The 17,121-nt window shown below is 72.5% G+C and carries 12 protein-coding genes; 3 read left to right on the top strand and 9 right to left on the bottom strand.

All coding sequences use genetic code 11. The features are described from left to right. Nucleotides 1-4 precede the first annotated feature (4 nt). Both AB0J97_RS17820 and AB0J97_RS17815 read left to right on the top strand, forming a co-directional pair. A complete protein-coding gene (locus tag AB0J97_RS17820) occupies nt 5-3,031 on the top strand; it encodes an AAA family ATPase (protein ID WP_364089688.1) in 3,027 nt (1,008 codons plus the stop codon). 27 nt (nt 3,032-3,058) lie between these two features. Beyond that, nucleotides 3,059-4,519 carry an MFS transporter gene (locus AB0J97_RS17815; RefSeq protein ID WP_364089685.1) on the top strand — a complete coding sequence of 487 codons (1,461 nt, stop codon included), beginning with the start codon at nt 3,059-3,061 and terminating at the stop codon, nt 4,517-4,519. Here AB0J97_RS17815 and AB0J97_RS17810 read toward each other — a convergent pair. After that, nucleotides 4,506-5,684, bottom strand: coding sequence for a TerC family protein (locus AB0J97_RS17810; RefSeq protein WP_364089682.1), 1,179 nt, complete (start codon nt 5,682-5,684; stop codon nt 4,506-4,508). The genes AB0J97_RS17815 and AB0J97_RS17810 overlap by 14 nt on opposite strands. A 14-nt stretch (nt 5,685-5,698) precedes the next feature. Then, nucleotides 5,699-7,153, bottom strand: a complete 1,455-nt coding sequence (locus AB0J97_RS17805) for an LLM class flavin-dependent oxidoreductase (protein WP_364089679.1) — start codon at nt 7,151-7,153, stop codon at nt 5,699-5,701. A 206-nt stretch (nt 7,154-7,359) separates the two neighbouring features. Here AB0J97_RS17805 and glnII point away from each other — a divergent pair, with 206 nt between their 5' ends. Further along, nucleotides 7,360-8,379 carry a glutamine synthetase gene (gene glnII / locus AB0J97_RS17800; protein WP_357701270.1) on the top strand — a complete coding sequence of 340 codons (1,020 nt, stop codon included), beginning with the start codon at nt 7,360-7,362 and terminating at the stop codon, nt 8,377-8,379. Nucleotides 8,380-8,433: 54 nt separating this feature from the next. Here the strand turns inward: glnII and AB0J97_RS17795 are convergent, their stop codons facing one another. From AB0J97_RS17795 to AB0J97_RS17765, 7 genes are all read right to left on the bottom strand, one after another. Continuing rightward, on the bottom strand, nt 8,434-9,945 hold the full coding sequence (locus AB0J97_RS17795) for an aldehyde dehydrogenase family protein (RefSeq protein ID WP_364089675.1): 1,512 nt from the start codon (nt 9,943-9,945) through the stop codon (nt 8,434-8,436). A gap of 89 nt (nt 9,946-10,034) precedes the next feature. After that, nucleotides 10,035-10,925: an aminoglycoside phosphotransferase family protein gene (locus AB0J97_RS17790; protein ID WP_364089672.1), complete on the bottom strand. Its 891-nt coding sequence runs from the start codon at nt 10,923-10,925 to the stop codon at nt 10,035-10,037. Between the two features lie 85 nt (nt 10,926-11,010). After that, complete coding sequence (locus AB0J97_RS17785; protein WP_364089670.1) at nt 11,011-11,274, bottom strand: dsRBD fold-containing protein; 264 nt, start codon at nt 11,272-11,274, stop codon at nt 11,011-11,013. Nucleotides 11,275-11,333: 59 nt separating this feature from the next. After that, on the bottom strand, nt 11,334-11,933 hold the full coding sequence (locus AB0J97_RS17780; protein WP_364089667.1) for a hypothetical protein: 600 nt from the start codon (nt 11,931-11,933) through the stop codon (nt 11,334-11,336). A 78-nt stretch (nt 11,934-12,011) separates the two neighbouring features. Beyond that, nucleotides 12,012-12,938 (bottom strand): hypothetical protein, encoded by a 927-nt coding sequence (locus AB0J97_RS17775; RefSeq protein WP_357701261.1) that lies wholly within the window; start codon nt 12,936-12,938, stop codon nt 12,012-12,014. 250 nt (nt 12,939-13,188) lie between these two features. Then, the gene (locus tag AB0J97_RS17770) at nt 13,189-16,431 is read right to left on the bottom strand and encodes an NACHT domain-containing protein (RefSeq protein WP_364089664.1); all 3,243 of its coding nucleotides are present in this window, start codon (nt 16,429-16,431) and stop codon (nt 13,189-13,191) included. 27 nt (nt 16,432-16,458) lie between these two features. Continuing rightward, nucleotides 16,459-17,010 carry a cupin domain-containing protein gene (locus AB0J97_RS17765; protein ID WP_357701257.1) on the bottom strand — a complete coding sequence of 184 codons (552 nt, stop codon included), beginning with the start codon at nt 17,008-17,010 and terminating at the stop codon, nt 16,459-16,461. Between the last annotated feature and the right edge of the window lie 111 nt (nt 17,011-17,121).

The raw sequence follows: 17,121 nt of genomic DNA, 5'->3' as shown, positions 1-17,121 counted from the left end.
GCCAGTGACCACCACCATTCAGCACGAAGGGCTGCGCGCCCCCGGCAGCGGGCCCTCCGACCCGGACTCCGTGACCAGGAAGAAGATGCAGTTCTGGGACCGGAGCAAGTTCCTCGTCGCGCTGGTCCTGGCCTACCTGATCCTCACCTGGAAGGTGATGGCCGACTGGACGGGCGTGGTGACCTTCCCCGAGGCGGCACAGAAGATCGGCTACGAGTACCAGTGGATCTTCTGGCTGCTCGGCGCCGAGGCGGCGCGGCAACTGCACTTCCTGGTCAGCGAGCACTGGTCGGGCTACCACCGGTTCTGGAGCCAGAAGGTCTTCGGCGGGTTCGAACGGTGGACGCACCGGCGCTTCGACGACTGGACCAGGTACCGCATCTCCAGAGCCCTGAAGATCGCCTTCTTCGTCACGCTGACCGCGCTCGTGGCGGGGGCGGTGCTGGACGTCAGCCCGTTCGTCGCCCTGTTGCAGGCGCCGACGCTGATCTGGCAGGCGCTGCCGTTCCTGATGCAGATCGTCTTCCTGTTCTTCTTCGTCATCATCCAGTTCGTCGGCCTGTTCTGGTTCCTGTCCAGGGGCGGCGTGGAGACGTACTTCCCCGACGACATCAAGACCCGCTTCGCCGACGTCTGGGGCCAGGACCACGTGGTCGAGCGGGTGCAGGAGAACATCGTCTTCCTGGAGCGGCCCGACGAGATCGAGCGACGCGGCGGATACGTGCCCAGCGGCCTGCTGCTGTGGGGCCCGCCCGGCACCGGCAAGACCCTGATGGCCGAGGCCGTGGCCGGCGAGACGGGCAAGCCGTACGTGTTCGTGGATCCGGGAGCCTTCACGAACATGTTCATGGGCATCGGCATCCTGAAGGTCAAGGGCCTGTTCAGGAAGCTGCGCAAGCTGGCGCTGCGGTACGGCGGCGTGATCGTCTTCTTCGACGAGGCCGACTCGCTCGGCAAGCGCGGCAAGCTGGCCCAGCAGGGGCCTCCCGGGCAGGGCGGCTTCTCGGCGCACTCCGGCTGCCACGGGATGACGTACCTGTCGGAGGAGACCCGTTCGGTGCTGGCCTTCAAGGGGCGGCGCGAGGCCGACGACCCGCCGGGCACCTGGCGCGAGCGCTTCTTCGCCGGCGGCGGCATGATGAACAGCGGCGACCCCGGCACCCTCCAGGCGCTGCTCACCGAGCTGTCCGGGCTCAAGAAGCCGCGTGGCTTCTTCAACCGGCTGGTCAGGCGGCTGCTCGGGATGCGGCCCAAGCCGCCGCCCAAATACCGCATCCTCGTCATGATGGCCACCAACCGGCCCGACGCGCTGGACGAGGCGCTGCTGCGGCCGGGCCGCATCGACCGCATCTACAAGGTCGGCTACCCGTCCAAGGCCGGACGGGTCCGGACGTACCAGGGCTACTTCGACAAGGTCGAGCACGAGCTCACCGAGGAGCAGGTCGACAAGCTGGCCACGATCACGCCGTACGCGACCGGGGCCACGATCAAGGACCTGGTCAACGAGTCGCTGATCACCGCCATCCGCGACGGGCGGGAGGTCATCACCTGGTCGGACGTGCTGCGCGCCAAGCGGCTCAAGCAGCTCGGCCCGCCCGAGGACGTCGAGTACATCGAGCGCGAGCGGCACGCGGTGGCCGTGCACGAGGCGTGCCACGCGGTGGTGGCGTACGTGACCCGGTTCCACCTGGAGATCGACATCGCCACCATCGAGAAGGGCGCCGACTACCTGGGCATGGTCGCCTCGATCAAGCCCGAGGACCAGTTCACCCGCTGGAAGTCCGAGTACGAGGCCGACATCATGGTCTCCCTGGCCTCGCTGGCCGGCGAGCGCATGTTCTTCGGCGAGGACAACTCCTCCGGCGTCTCCGGCGACCTGCACGCGGCCACGTTCCTCACCGCGCTGATGGAGTCGTACTGGGGGATGGGGTCCGGCGTCACCTCGCTGCCCGCGCTCCAGGAACTGGACATCCACGGCGGCAAGTCCGTGCGCGGCCGGGGCGGCGCGGGCGGCGGCATCGGCATCACCGAGCGCGAGCCGGTGCGCGCCCAGCCCGACCTGACGCCCGACGTGCTGGGCGAGCGGATCGAGTTCAACCTGGTGCGGCTGCTGGAGAAGACCGAGCGGCTGCTGGAGGAGCACCGCAGGGAGGTGCTGTGCCTGGCACACGCGCTGGAGACGCACAAGACGCTCAACGGCGACGACGTGGTGGCGGTCATCCGCAGGGAGCCCGGACCGCTCGTCAACGGCACGATCTACGCCTCCGACGAGCTCTACGAGCAGCTTGAGGACTACCACCGCGACGCGGCCAGGGCGCACAAGGAGCACAGCCGCATCGATCGCGAGCTTCCCGGCCCGGTGGAGGAGCGGGCCGAGCCACGGGCGGCGGCCTTCGCCGCTCCGGCGGCGGGCGCCGGCACGGCGGTGGCGCAGGTGATCACGGCGGAGGTCACCCGGCTCGACCAGGGGGTGGCGCAGGCCGTGGACCGGCCCGAGTTCGTGCCCTGGTCGCCCGGCCCGAGACCCGCCGCGGTCCCGGTGGCGGGTGTGGCGTCGGCCGCGGTCCCGGGCGCGGTTCCGGGCACGGTTCCATTGGTGGGCTCCCCGGTGGCGGTCCCCGAGCCCCGGCGGCGGCGGCGTGCCGGGCGGGTCTGGCTGGTCGTGGCCAGCCTGCTCGGCCTGATCGCGCTGGCCCTCATCGCGGGGCTCGCGGTGACCGGCACAGTGTTCGGCACAGCGCCTATCACAGGGTCCGGCACAACGCCGGGCGCGGGCGTCGCGGCGGCTCCCGCGCTCGCCTCGCCGGCCCTGCTGCTCCTGCTGTTCGTCGTGGTCGTCGGGGTGATCGTGGGCGCCGGGCTGGCGTTCGTGGCGGTCAGGGGCGTACGGACGGCGCAGGCCAAGGCGGAACGCGAGCGCGACGAGGCCCACCGGCGGGCCCAGCTCCTGGCCGCGGCCATGGACCCGGACACGGCCATGCGACTGCTCGGCTACGACGGCAACGGCAACGGCGCCCGCGCCGACGGGTGATCGCCCGGTCACCTAGAGTAGGGAGGCATGAGCAAGGACGGCGTCGTGCGCAGCCTGGTCCCCGCCCGGATGGACCGCCTGCCGTGGGCGCCGTTCCACACCCGCCTGGTGATCGCGCTCGGCGTGGCCTGGGTGCTCGACGGACTGGAGATCACCATCGCCAGCAACGTCGGGGCGTTCCTGCAGCGTCCCGACACGCTCGGCTTCACCTCCACGCAGGTGGGCCTGTCGGCCACCGTCTACCTGATGGGCGAGGTGGTCGGCGCGCTCTACTTCGGCTGGCTGTCCGACCGGCTCGGCCGCAGGAAGCTGTTCATCCTCACGCTCGGCATCTACCTGGTCGCCAGCGGCCTGACCGCGCTGTCGTGGGACCTGTGGAGCTTCCTGCTGCTGCGTTTCGTGGCCGGGGCGGGCATCGGCGGCGAGTACGCGGCCGTCAACTCCGCCATCGACGAGATGATCCCCTCCCACTACCGGGGCCACGTCGACCTGGCCATCAACGGCACGTACTGGCTGGGGTCGCTGCTGGCGACCTCGGCCACGTTCCTGCTGCTGCACCCGGGCGGGCCGCTGGACCCCGACTGGGCCTGGCGGCTGGGGTTCGTGGTCGGGCCGGTGATCGGCCTGGCCATCTGGCGGCTGCGCAGGCACCTGCCGGAGAGCCCGCGCTGGCTGATGACGCACGGCCGCGAGGAGGAGGCCGAGGAGGTCGTCGGCCGCATCGAGCGGGAGGTCGAGCGGGAGGACCGGGTCAGGCTGGAGCCGGTGCCGCAGGACCAGGCGCTGGAGGTCGTCCCCGAGCACCACGCGCCGCTGTCGCAGGTCGCCAGGACGTTGTTCCGCACCTACCCGCAGCGTTCGGTGCTGGGGGCGACGCTGATGATCTGCCAGTCGTTCCTCTACAACGCCATCTTCTTCACGTACGCGCTGGTGCTGACGCACTTCTACGGCGTCCCGGCGGGTTCGGTGCCGCAGTACATGTTCGCCTTCGCGGCCGGGAACCTGCTCGGGCCGCTGCTGCTGGGCAGGCTGTTCGACACGGTCGGGCGCAGGCAGATGATCTCGGGCACGTACATCGCCTCAGGGCTGCTGCTGGCGGTGACCGGGTGGCTGTTCAAGGAGGGGCTGCTGACGGCGGTCACGCAGACCGTGCTCTGGTCGGTGATCTTCTTCATCGCCTCGGCGGCGGCCAGCTCGGCGTACCTGACCGTGAGCGAGATCTTCCCGATCGAGCTGCGGGCGCAGGCCATCGCGATCTTCTTCGCGCTCGGGCAGGTCGCGGGGGCGTTCGGGCCGACCGTCTTCGCCTCGCTCATCGGCGACCAGCACAACCCCGACCCGACCAGGCTGTTCTACGGCTACTGCTTCGGCGCGGCGATGATGGTGGCGGCGGGGCTGGTGGAGATCGCGTTCGGGGTGAAGGCGGAGCGCACCCCGCTGGAGCACATCGCGGCGCCGCTGACCTCCCGTCAGGTCACCCAGACGTAGAAGCGTCGTGCTCGGCGTGCGCCCGGGCCACCAGGGCCGCCAGCGACTCGTCCCGGGCGGCGTGGGCCCGCTGGCGGTCCGGCAGCTCGCCCAGCCGCGCCTCGGCCGCGAGCAGGTCGCGGTAGACCTCCTCGCGTCGCGCCGGGTCCTTCTCCACGTCGAGGTAGTCCTGGGCGTGCCGGCGCACGGCCGACAGCACGTTCTGCGCCCGGCCGCGGGGGCTGGCCAGCGAGGCGGCCACGGTGACGAGCAGCACGCCGACGATCACCGACAGGGACAGCCCGGTGCTGATCTCGGTCACGTTCACCGGCTCGCCGTCGTTGACGAACGGCACGTTGTTCTCGTGCAGCGCGTGCAGCCCGAGCTTGACGCCGATGAAGGCCAGGATGACAGCCAGCCCGTAGGCGAGGTAGATGAGCCGGTCGAGCAGGCCGTCGATGAGGAAGTAGAGCTGGCGCAGCCCCAGCAGGGAGAAGGCGGTGGCGGTGAAGACCAGGTAGACGTTCTGGGTGAGGCCGAAGATGGCCGGGATGGAGTCGAGCGCGAACAGCACGTCGGTGCCGGCCAGGGCGACCATGACCAGCAGCATCGGCGTCATCACCCGCTTGCCGTCCCGCACCGTGAACAGCCGGTCGCCGTCGTAGGTGTCGGAAGCGCGGAACACCCTGCGGGCCAGGCGGACCATGAAGTTGTCGGTGTGGCCCTCGCTGCCCTCGGGCCGCAGCAGGTTGCCCGCGGTGAGCAGCAGGATCAGGCTGAAGACGTAGAACACCCAGGCGAACGTCTCGATCATCGCGGCCCCGATGAGGATGAACCCGGTCCGGGCGATCAGCGAGAACACGATCCCGAACAGCAGGGCCTTCTGCTGGTCGGCGCGCGGCACCCGGAAGCTCGCCATGATGACGAGGAAGACGAACAGGTTGTCGACCGACAGCGCCTTCTCGGTCACGTACCCGGCGAAGTACTCCGCGCCCGGCTCGGCGCCGCCGAACGCCCACACGCCCACGCCGAACAGCAGCGCGATCCCGACGTACAGGCTCGACCAGACGGCCGCCTCGCGCAGCGTGGGGACGTGCGCCCGCCGTACGTGGAAGAAGAAGTCGAACAGCAGCAGGCCGGCGATCCCCAGGATCGTCAGCCACCACACGGGCGCGGACACGTCCACGACGGCTCCTCGGGCTAGAGGCCGATCTCCAGGCGGCCGACGGCCTCGGCCAGTTCCTCCTCCTCGTAGGCGAAGTGCGAGGCGAGGGCCTGCGAGAGCCGTTCGACGCCGGCCCGCACGCGGTCGATCCTGGCCGGGTCGGCGATCAGCTCCGCGCACGCCCGATCCAGGCGGGCCAGCAGTTCGGCGATGACCTCGTGCTCCTGCTCCAGCTTCTTGACCACCGGCTCCAGGGCGGGGTCGTGCTCGGTGAGGGCCGGGAAGGTCCGGCCGTTCTCGATCTCGTGGTGCACGGTCAGCAGGCGGCGGAAGGTCGCGCAGAACACGCCCAGCGTCCAGTGGTTCTGGCGCACCGCGAGCCGGCCGCCGTCCGGGTGGGGGGCCGCCGTCTCGGCCGCGACCTGCTCGACGGCGTCCCTGACCTGGCGGAGCTGGGCGCGGTAGCCGTCGTGCACGTCCACCAGGCGGCGGCCGGGCCGGGCCTGGCCGGGCGGCAGGGGGCCGGGGGCGCGTTCCGCCGTCCTCGGGCGGCCGGCCTCGTCCAGGTCGGGGATCAGCACCGGCCGCCGGACCGGTTCTGGCGCGGGCCGGCCACGTTCCCCGGCCACGGCCTCCCGTACGGCGGGCGCGACCTCCTCGGCGAACACCCGCAGGTCCCGCTCGGCCTCCACCCCCGGGGCCAGCACGAACCCGCTCATGCCCGCCTCGAACACCAGCTCCGTGAGCTGCTCGGCCCACAGGGCGGCCGGGCCGTCGAGGAAGCCCTCACCACGCAGTGGCGACAGGCTGCCGCAGAGGTTGTAGACCTTGCGAATCGAGGCCGGGTCGCGTCCGGCGTCCTCGGCGGCCGTGTCGATGATCTTGGCCTGCGCGGTCACGGCGTCGGGCGGGCTGTGGAAGGAGGAGGTCAGCCAGCCGTCGGCCGTCCGCCCGGTCAGCTCCAGCATCCGCCGCCTGGTCGCGCCGATCCAGATCCCGATCGGGTGCGGCGGGAACGGGCCGGGCCGCGCGCCCTCCAGGCGGTGGTGGGCGCCGGAGAAGGTCACCGGGTCGCCCGGCGTCCACAGCGCCCTTATGACGGTGATCGCCTCGGCCAGCGCGTCGATCGACTCGCCGGGGGAGAGGCGGCGCCCGCCCATGGCGGCGATGGCGTCCCAGAGCGCGCCCGCGCCGAGGCCCAGCTCCACCCGGCCGCCGCTGAGGACGTCGAGCGAGGCGGCGGCCCTGGCCAGCACGGCGGGCGGGCGCAGCGGCAGGTTGGCCACGTCGGGCACCAGCCGGACGCGCTCGGTGCGCTGCGCGATCGAGGCCAGCAGGGTCCAGGAGTCGAGGAAGCCCGCCTGGTAGGGGTGGTCCTGGACGCCGACCAGGTCCAGGCCCAGCCGGTCGGCCAGCTCCGCGTGGCGCATCACCCGGTCGGCGCCCGCCGCCTCGGGCGCGAGGAACGCGCCGAACCAGACATCCTCCATGATCATCATCCCCCGGCCTCGATCGTCGTACGGCCGCCGTCCCCCGGACGGCCGACCTGCCCCAGCTAACCGCCCTTATTGGATTTACCCCCTAATAAGGACGCGGTTGGCGGCACGATTAACACGGCGTTCACATTCGGGCAAAAACCGGGAAATGGCCGTCCATAAGACTCGGCGTGGCTGAGAGAAATCCCGAAAGGAACACCGTGAGCTACAAGGCTGAGTACATCTGGATCGACGGCACCGAGCCCACGGCTCTGCTGCGCTCTAAGACGAAGATCCTGGCCGACGGTGCCGAGCCTCCGGTCTGGGGCTTCGACGGCTCCAGCACCAACCAGGCCCAGGGCCACGCCTCCGACCGCGTGCTCCGCCCGGTGTTCACCTGCCCCGACCCGATCCGCGGCGGCGACAACGTGCTCGTCCTGTGCGAGGTCGAGGAGATCGACGGGCAGGCCCACTCCAGCAACACCCGCGCTCTGCTCCGCCCGATCGCCGAGCGGTACGCCGACCAGGAGTCCTGGTTCGGCATCGAGCAAGAGTACACCTTCTTCAAGGGCAGCCGCCCGCTCGGCTTCCCCGAGGGCGGCTTCCCCGCCCCGCAGGGCCACTACTACTGCGGTGTGGGCGCCGAGGCCGTGTTCGGCCGCGACATCGTCGAGCTGCACCTCGACCGCTGCCTGACGGCCGGCCTGGCCGTCTCCGGCATCAACGCCGAGGTCATGCCCGGCCAGTGGGAGTTCCAGATCGGCCCGGCCGGCCCCCTTGAGGTCTCCGACCACATGTGGGTCGCCCGCTACCTGCTCTACCGGACGGCCGAGGAGTTCGGCGTCGAGGCCACCCTCGACGCCAAGCCCGCCCGCGGCGACTGGAACGGCGCCGGCGCGCACACCAACTTCTCCACCAAGGCCATGCGCGAGAGCTACGACGCCATCATCACCGCCTGCGAGTCGCTCGGCGAGGGCGACAAGCCCATGGAGCACGTCTCCCAGTACGGCGCCGACATCGAGCTGCGCCTGACCGGCCACCACGAGACCGCCCCGTGGAACAAGTACACCTACGGCGTGTCCAACCGCGGCGCGTCCGTACGCATCCCGTGGCAGGTCGAGGTGGACAAGAAGGGCTACATCGAGGACCGCCGCCCGAACGCCAACGTCGACCCGTACGTGGTCACCCGCCTGCTGGTGAACACCTGCTGCGCGGCCCTGGAGAAGGCCGGCCAGGTCTGATCCGCCCGTACGCGTGACAGCCGCCCCCGGCTCCCGGGGGCGGCTTCGCCTTTCTCAGATCCGGAACTCCAGATCCGGGACGATCTCCGCCACGTCCATCTGCGCCTTCTGCAGACGGCCCGAGAAGTCCCAGTTCATCGCCTGCCAGCGGGTGAACTGGTCGAGCACCCACACGCCCGACTGGCGGCTGCCGTTGCCCGACTTGCCGTTGCCGCCGAAGGGCAGGTGGGCCTCGGCGCCGGAGGTGGAGTTGTTGACGCTGACCATGCCCGCCGAGATGCCCTCGCGGAAGCGGAAGGCGTGCTTGGGGTTGGTCGTGTAGATCGAGCTCGACAGGCCGTAACCGGGGCGGTTGGCCAGCTCGACGGCCTCGTCCAGGGTGGTGAAGGTGGTGACGCCGACGAGCGGGCCGAACGTCTCCTCCAGGAACAGCCGGTCGCCGGGGCGCACGCCGTCGACGATGACCGGGTGGTAGTACAGGCCGCCGTCGCCGTCGAAGTCGCCGCGCGGGTTGTCCTTGGTGATCCTGCCGGTGCGGCCCGAGACGACCTCGTGGTGCGGCTGGATCCAGGTCAGGTACTCCTCGTACCGGTCGGCGAACTTCTGGTCGAGCAGCGGGCCGGCCAGCACGTCCTGCTCGGGGTCGCCGATCCTGGCCTCCCCGGCCGCCCGCGCGAACCGCTCGACGAACTCGTCGTGCACGCTCTCGTGCACGATGACCGTGCCGAGGCTGGTGCAGCGCTGGCCGGCGGTGCCGAAGCCGGAGAACAGCGCGCCCTCGACGGCCAGGTCGAGGTCGGCGTCCGGCATGATCACCATCGGGTTCTTGCCGCCGAGCTCCAGGCACGCCGACTGCAGGTGGCGTCCGGTCAGCTCGCCGACCTTCCTGCCGACCTCGCTCGACCCGGTGAAGCCGACCTTGTGCACGCTGCCCTCCTCCAGGGCCAGCTCCAGCCCCGCGAAGGTCTGGGCGCCGTCGGCGAAGACCACGTTGAGCACCCCGTCGGGCAGCCCCGAGGCGGCGAACAGCCGGTACATGGCCTCGGCGGAGGCGGCGGCGTACTCGGCGGGCTTCCACACCACGGCGTTGCCGCACAGCAGCGCGGGCACGAGGTACCAGGAGGGCACGGCCACGGGGAAGTTGCCCGCCGTGATCACCGCGGCCACCCCGACCGGGTTGCGGAAGGTGAACAGGTTCTTGTCCGGCATCTCCGAGGGGACGGTCTGACCGTAGAGCCTGCGGCCCTCGCCCAGGAAGAAGTCGCAGGTGTCGACGATCTCCCGCACCTCGCCCAGCGCCTCGGCGTACGGCTTGCCGATCTCCCGGGTGACCAGACGGGCCAGGCTCTCGGCGTTGGCCTCGACCAGCCGCCCGATGGAGGCGATCACCCGTCCGCGCACCGGCGCCGGCACCTTGGCCCACTCGCGCTGGGCCTCCTTCGCGGTGCGGCAGGCGGCGGCGAACGCGGCGGCGTCGGCCAGGCCGACCCGGGCCACGACCTCGCCGGGGCGGGCGGGGTTGGTCGACTCGTACACGCTCTCGCCGGTGGTGTCCTTCCCACCCACGATTGAAACGATCTGACGGCTCACCGGTGGCCTCCTCGTAGTTCCTCCGGACAGACAATCATCTCGCCGGAAAAAACCCAAGAATCCCGTCAGCGTACGGGCCGGCCGAGCACCTCGCGGATCACGTGCCGGGCGTTGGCCGCCATGGCCGGGTTGGTGTCCTTGTAGTAGGGGAGCTGGATGAGCGCCATGGACAGGGCCCGGCCGCGCCCGCGGGCCCAGGTGGCGTCGTCGACGCCGAGCGCGGCGCGGAAGACCTCGCGCGCGGCGGGCGGCAGCAGGTTCCAGGCCGGGATCAGGTCGCAGGCCGGGTCGCCCGCGCCGAGCGTGCCCCAGTCGATGACCCCGCTCAGCCGCCCGTCGCGGACCAGCAGGTTGCCCGGCATCAGGTCGGCGTGCACCCAGACGGGCCCGCCCTGCCATCCGGGCGCGCTCAGCGCCTCCTTCCAGGCCGCCGTGGCCGCGGCGGTGTCGATCAGGCCGTCGAGCTCGCCGATCGCGGCCCGGGTCGCGTCGTCGAGGCGGGCCAGCGGGCCGCCCCGGTAGGCGTCGGGGGCGCCGGCGGGATCGACCTCGCGCAGCGCGGCGACGAACGCCGCCACGTCGGCGGCCAGCGCCTCGGCGTCGGAGAGCGCGCCCGCCTCCGGGTTCTCGCCGTCGAGCCACCGGCACACCGACCACGGCCAGGGGAAACCCTCTCCCGGTGAGCCCTGGCCGAGCACCGAGGGGATCGGGACGGGCAGCGCGGGGACCAGCAGCGGCAGCCACCGCCGCTCCTTGGCGACGTCGCCGACGCCGTTCCCGACGCGCGGCAGGCGGACGGCCAGGTCGTCGCCGAGCCGGAAGACCGCGTTGACGGTGCCGGAGGAGGGGAAGCGGCGCAGCGGGAGGCCGGCCCAGCGCGGGAACTGCGCGGCCAGCAGCCGCCGCACGAGGGCCTCGTCGATGTCGGCCTCGTCCGCGTGCATCCTGCCGCCCATGCGCTCCCCCTCGGTCCGTACGGTCCGAGGCCCATGTCAGCGGGCCGGGGGCAGGCGCGTCAAACCGTTTTCGCCGCCTCCGCTCTCACCAGGACCGGGTCGGCACCGGGCCGCCGTCACCCAGTTCGTGCCGGGCGTCGCCGGCCAGCCGGCCGGCCAGGTCGGCCAGCGCCCGCGCGACGGCCAGCTCGTCCCCGACCACCGGCATGGACGGGTCGGCGGGGTTGCGGCGGGCGTGGCCCGCGCCCTCGGCCGTCGTGCCGTCCGGGGTGGTCAGGACCGCCCGCGCCGAGGTGTCGTCGCCGTCCTCGGCGAGTCGGATCCGCACGGTCCACTCCTTGGCTTCCATCTCTCGCCTCCTCCGCCGTACGGCTGCCCGGACGTACGGCGGTAAACCGGATGGCCCGGCTACGGGCGGCGAGGACGGCGCCACCGGTCGTCGGCGCGCAGCCAGGCGGCGTCCCAGTCGGCGTACCTGCGCCGGTCCAGCAGCCGGCGCAGCCCCGCGACCGCCCCCAGCACCAGCAGGCACGCCAGCACCTGGACGAACGCCGCCAGGCCCACGCCGCGCAGGACCACGTCGGTGTGGCCGGCCGGCGGCGTCGTCGGGTCGCCCTCGGGGTCGATCCACAGGGGCACGGTCTGGCCCGCCCGCGTACCGGCCGGGACCTGGACCTGCCCGGTCCTGGCCGAGCCCGCCGGAGTGGTCCAGCTCGCCGGCACCGTGGAGGTCGCGGCCTCGCCGAACCCCGGCCGCACGGGCCGCGGCTCCCGCAGCACCGTCGCGGTCACCTGCTGGCGGTGGCCGGGGCCCACGCGGGCGTCGCGCAGGCCGCCCTCGAAGGCGACCCGGCCGGCCAGCACCGCCGGCCAGACGCTGAGCAGGACCAGGAGCACCGCCACTGCCAGCCCGGCGCTCTCCAGCCGGTCGGAGCGGCGGCGCAACGGGTTGCGGTCCGGCCGGTGCCTGCGGATCCGCAGCATCGCGGCGTTCATGACGGCCCTCATCGCGCACCTCCCACGGTCACCTTCCTCCTTCCCGCAGAAACGGCGGGTAGCCCGCCAGGAAGCGGGCTGCCGCGCCGTTCAGCTCCAGGGCGCCGTCGGGTACCAGATGAGGTCGCGGCGGGCCAGGATCCGGACGTCCCAGTACAGAAGGGTGAAGACCCCGGCCACGACCAGCGCCGCGCCGGTGATGAGGGCCAGGCGGGCCGGGGTCGCGGTCAGCCAGCGGTGCGCGCGGCCCCCGGTGGCCAGGGCGAGCAGCATGAACAGGACCGCCATGACGACGATGTTGCCGGCCGACTGGAGCATGAAGGCCAGCGCGCCGTACAGGGGGTTGTGGCTCTCGGCGGCGTCCCTGAAGAGCTGGCGGAACAGCGGGAACGGGCGGCCGATCAGGAAGCCGCCGATCAGCGCGCCCATGACGGCCATGCGGGCGCTCGGGTGGCGGGACAGCGGGTCGGGCAGGTAGCCGAGCGCGGCCAGGCCCAGGTAGAGGAAGGCCAGCCCGATCAGCCCGAACGTGACCATCGCCTGGACCAGGCCGGGGGACAGGGTGCCCGGCGCGGGTCTGGCCGTGGCGAACTGCGGCATGGAGGTGCCGACGATGCCCACCACGACGCCGTACGCGCCGGACACGGTCAGCGCGCCGGCGGCCAGCCAACCGAGCGGGCGCAGCGTCCCGCGGATCCGGGCGCCGACCGACGGCCTGGCCCCGACGAGGGGCGCGACCGCGCCGAGCGCGGCGATGTTGCACGCGGTGAACGAGCCCGCCAGGCCGGAGGCGAAGGCGAACACGATGCCGGAGAGCGTCCCGGCGATGGGGGTGGCGTCGGCGTCGTGGCCGAGCATCGTGTCGGCGACCGTCGAGCCGATCGTCTGGTCCACGAACTCGGCCGACCACACGACGGTCAGCAGGAATCCGGCGAGGGCGCTGAGCAGCAGCACGAGCCCGCGGCGGCGGGCGGGCGCGGGTTCGACGGCGGGGGTGGCGGCGAGGGGCAGGGTCATGGTGGTTCCCCTTCTCGTCCAGCAGGAGGCGGCGCCCGCACGCGGGCGGGCGCCGGGCGTCCTGGGGGGTGAACGCGTACGCCGTGCAAGTTCTGTGACGTTCTGTGACGTTCTGTGACAACGGCCTGGACGGTGATCAGAGCAGGGCGCCAGGCCGGCATGGCCGGTTGATGGGAACTCCGAACGGGATATTGCCACGTTTAGCACGAAATTCCGGGTAGTTAAAGCGGCCCCCACCGACCGCCGGGCGTCACAGCCTCCTGACCCTGACACCGTCCCCGTTGACCACCCGCTGCGTACGCCCGAGCTGGACGGTGAGCCCCGGCATCCCGGCCAGCGGGCTCACGTCGAGGTCGGCGGGCATGAGGAACAGATTCAGGTTGCGCAGCCCGGGCAGAGCGGCGAGCGGGGACAGGTCGGTGACGCCGGGGCACACGGCCAGGGTCAGGGAGGAGAGCCGCGTCTGCCCGCACAGCGGGGTGAGATCCGTCAGGGCGGGGCAGTGGCGCAGGCGGAGGCGGGTCAGGGAGAAGCGGCCGAGTGCCGCGAGATCGAGCCCGCCGACCTCGTCGAGGGACACGTCGGCGACGGACGGGCAGGTCAGGGAGGCGGCGTCGAGGCAGGCGCCGGCTTCCGCGACGCCGTCCAGCCACAGTTTCTCCAGTCGCCGCATCCCGGCGAAGACCGTCCCGGGGATCGGCAGGCCGTCGCGCCGGAGGTGCAGTGACTCCAGCTGGTCCTGCCGGGCGAGCGGCGCGTGCCAGGCGTCCCGGTCGTCGTCGCGCAGGTCGAGGACGAGCTCCCTCAGGCGCGGCAGACGGTCGAGGAAGGCCGGATCGTCGAGCCGGACTCCCCAGAGCCGCATGGTGCGCAGACGCGGCGATCCGTCCAGGGGGCCGAGGTCCACGGCGTGAGGCGTGGCGTAGAAGTGCAGGCCGAGTTCGGTCAGCCGGGGCAGCGACGCCACCCCGTCCAAGGAGCGGATCGGGGCGTCCTGCACGCTCAGCAGTTGCGTCTGGGGCATGTCGCGGAGGAATCGCAGGTCGGGGAGGGGGGTGGGCACGGTGACGAGCACCTCGGACGCCTTCAGGAGGGCGGCGCTGCGGAGATGGCGGGCGCTGGAGAAGGTGACGTCCTCCATGTCGGCCAGGACCCGCCGGGCGTAGACGTCGGCGTCGAAGTACTCCCAGCCCTGGCGGAGCTGCTCCCGCACCTGCCACCGCGGGTCGGACGCGTAGCCGGCCAGGCGGTCCAGGGCCTCCGGGCCGTTGATCAGGAACGTCGTGCGGACCGTCCACGCCGCGCGGCTCGCCGGCAGGCCCGTCAGGTCGCGGGGCAGGCGGCGCAGGATCTCCTCGCCCGCCGCCGCCAGCAGGGTCGCCTCCTCCTCCGTGCGCGGCGGGACCACCTGCGCCAGGCACGCCTCGAACCGGTCGCGCACCCCGGCCGGGATCTCCTGGACGGTCTCCAGGCACGCCGCCACCAGCAGCCGCAGCCTGCGGGCGTGCTTGCCGCCCTGGTCGGCGCGGTCCAGCAGGCCGCTCAGCAGCTCGCCGCGCAGCCGGCCGTTCGCGTGCCCGGCGGCCATCACCACGACCTCGCGCCACTGGTCCAGGTGCGCCCGCTCGACCGCCGCCTCGACGTCCTCGTCCTCCACGAGCTGCCCGGCGGCCAGGTACTCCTGGACGGTCCGGTGTGCGAAGTCGATCCGGCCGGGCACCGGCTCGCGCAGCACGCCGCTCCGGCGTAACAGGTGTTCGAGCACGTCGGAGGCGGTGTGCGAGACGCGGGTCATCGAGCCGAGCTTCTGCTCGACCCGCCGCAGCGCGGTCGCCTTCGACAGCTCGGAACGGCCCATCGACACCAGCCGCCAGGCCAGGTCGCGCAGGATCCACACCTTCTGGCCGGGGTCGAGGGACACGTCGTCGTCGATCCGCCGCTCGGCGTCGCGGCGTTCGAGCAGCAGGCCGAGCACGGCGTCGTAGAAGCCCATCCGGCTGCGCGGGAGCTGGGTGCGGCGGTCGAGGTTGAGCGCGCACAGCATGGCGGCCAGCAGCGGGGTCGAGGCGACCACGCCCAGGTGCGGATTGGACTCCATCCTGGCCAGCAGGGCGACCTCGTAGCCTTCCAGCTCGCCGGGGTCGCACGGCAGGCTCGGGCAGTCGCGTATCGCGACGTGCCACTGACGGATCAGCTCCCGCTGGTCGTCGGGCGTCATGGGCTCCAGCGTGGCCGCCGCGAACCCCTCGTCGGCCAGCCAGCGGGCGTCGGCGGCGGTCGGGCGGGAGGTCACCACGACGCGCAGCTCCGGATAGGCCGCCAGCAGCCGCGACAGCCACTCCCGTACGGCCGGCCGGTGCCGTACGAGCAGCTCGTCCACGCCGTCGACCAGGAGCAACCCGCGGCCGGACGCCAGCACGCGCTCCACCCAGCCGCGCGGCATGCGGCCGGCGACCTCCCGCGCGACGTCGTCGAGGAAGTCGGCGGGCGCGGGCAGCCGTCCTGACGAATGGCTCCTCAGCTTGATCATCAGGGGCACACAGCCGTTCCAGGCGGCCAGGTCGCCCGAGAAGCCGCCGCGCGCGGCGGTGACCGCCAGCCAGCGCAGCAGCGTGCTCTTGCCCGAACCCGCGTCGCCGCGCAGCAGCGTGAGCCTGGAGCGGCCGAGCGCCGACTCGATGCGCTCGGTGCCGCGCTCGGCGGGGTGCACGCCGGTGAGCGCGGCGACCGACAGCCGCTCCGGCGTGCGCGGGCCGCGTTCGCCGGAGGAGACGTTGAGGCTGATGTAGGCGACGCTCAGCGACGTGCGCGGACGGTAGGTCTCCACCCGGACGCCGAACAGCTCGACCTCGTCGAGGGTGCGGCTGGCGAAACCGAGGTAGAGGCGGGCGAACGCGGCGTCGTCCTGGGTGCCCTCGGGGGCCTCCAGCGTGCGTTGCGGCATCCTGGCGAGCAGGCGTTCGACGCCCTCGGCCAGGCTGCTGAGCCGGCCCAGCGTCTCGGTGGCGGCGCGCGGCAGGTACTGGGGGAGCTGACGCATGAGACCGACCAGGCAGTCGACGGACTCGGCGAGCAGGACGGCGTACAGGCGGTCCTCGGCCTCCCCGAGGCGGGGTTCCGGAAGGGCCGCCAGGATGCGTCCGGCGAGTTTGGCGGGGTCGGCGTCCGACTCGAACAGGGCCTCGTCCGACAGGTCGGCGGCGCGCAGCGCGGCCACGGCCTCCAGCAGGACGGCGGCCCGCGCGGACTCGTCCAGCCCGCGGAACTCCTGCTCGACGAGCCGCGACAGCCGGCCCTCGACGGCCAGCGCGATGCCCTGGAGCTGGTTGTCGATCTTCCGTGGCGCCAGCCGGTCACGGAACCCGCTCTGGACGAGATCCTTCAGCTCACTCGTACGGTCCTTGCGCGCGGCCCGGGTGGCCAGCCATTCGCGCATGGCACGTTCAGCGATGCTCTTCCCAGCGGCGGTCAGGGCCGCCTCGATGCCCGGCATGCCTTCTATATAAGACGATCTTTCCGGTCACGCGGTGAAATCGGCGAAGTCGAACCCCGGCGACACGACGCAGCTCACCAGCACCGCCTCGTCCCCGGCCGGACGCGCGGACTGCCACACGCCGCCGGGCACGACCGCCTGCGGCACCTGCCCCCGCTCCACCAGCGGCCCCAGGACGACGTCCCGGTCGCCGACGGTCAGGCTCAGCGGGCCGCCCCGGTGCCACAGCCACACCTCGTCCGACCTCACCATGTGCGGGACGGACTCCTCGCCCGGCTGGAGCAGGAAGTAGATGCCGGTGGCGCTGGCGCGCGGGCCCGGGTAGCCGTCGGGCCGGATCGTGACGGGCGACCGCCAGGTCTCGCGGTACCAGCCGCCCTCCGGATGGGGAAGCAGGTCCAGCTCGGCGGCCACGGGCGGCCGGGCGACGAACGCGACGGGCGCGCCGGTGACGTCGCGCCGCAGGAAACGGGCGCCGTCGAGGACGGCCTGCCCGTCGAACGTCGCGGCCAGCGCCAGGGCGGCCGCCTCGTCGGCGACCTCGGTGGGCGCGCCGTCGGGAAAGATCCTCAGCTCCACATGGCCGATCTTACGAGGAACCGGGCGCGCGGGCCGACCACCTCGCCCACGCCCGTGTTCGTCGGCGCCCGTCGGCGGGGTGCTCGCCGCGCGAACTGTCGGTCGGCCTGG

The sequence above is a fragment of the Nonomuraea sp. NPDC049607 genome, assembly GCF_040675375.1.
Lineage (GTDB): Bacteria > Actinomycetota > Actinomycetes > Streptosporangiales > Streptosporangiaceae > Nonomuraea.
This window is presented reverse-complemented; position numbering and strand designations above follow the sequence as displayed.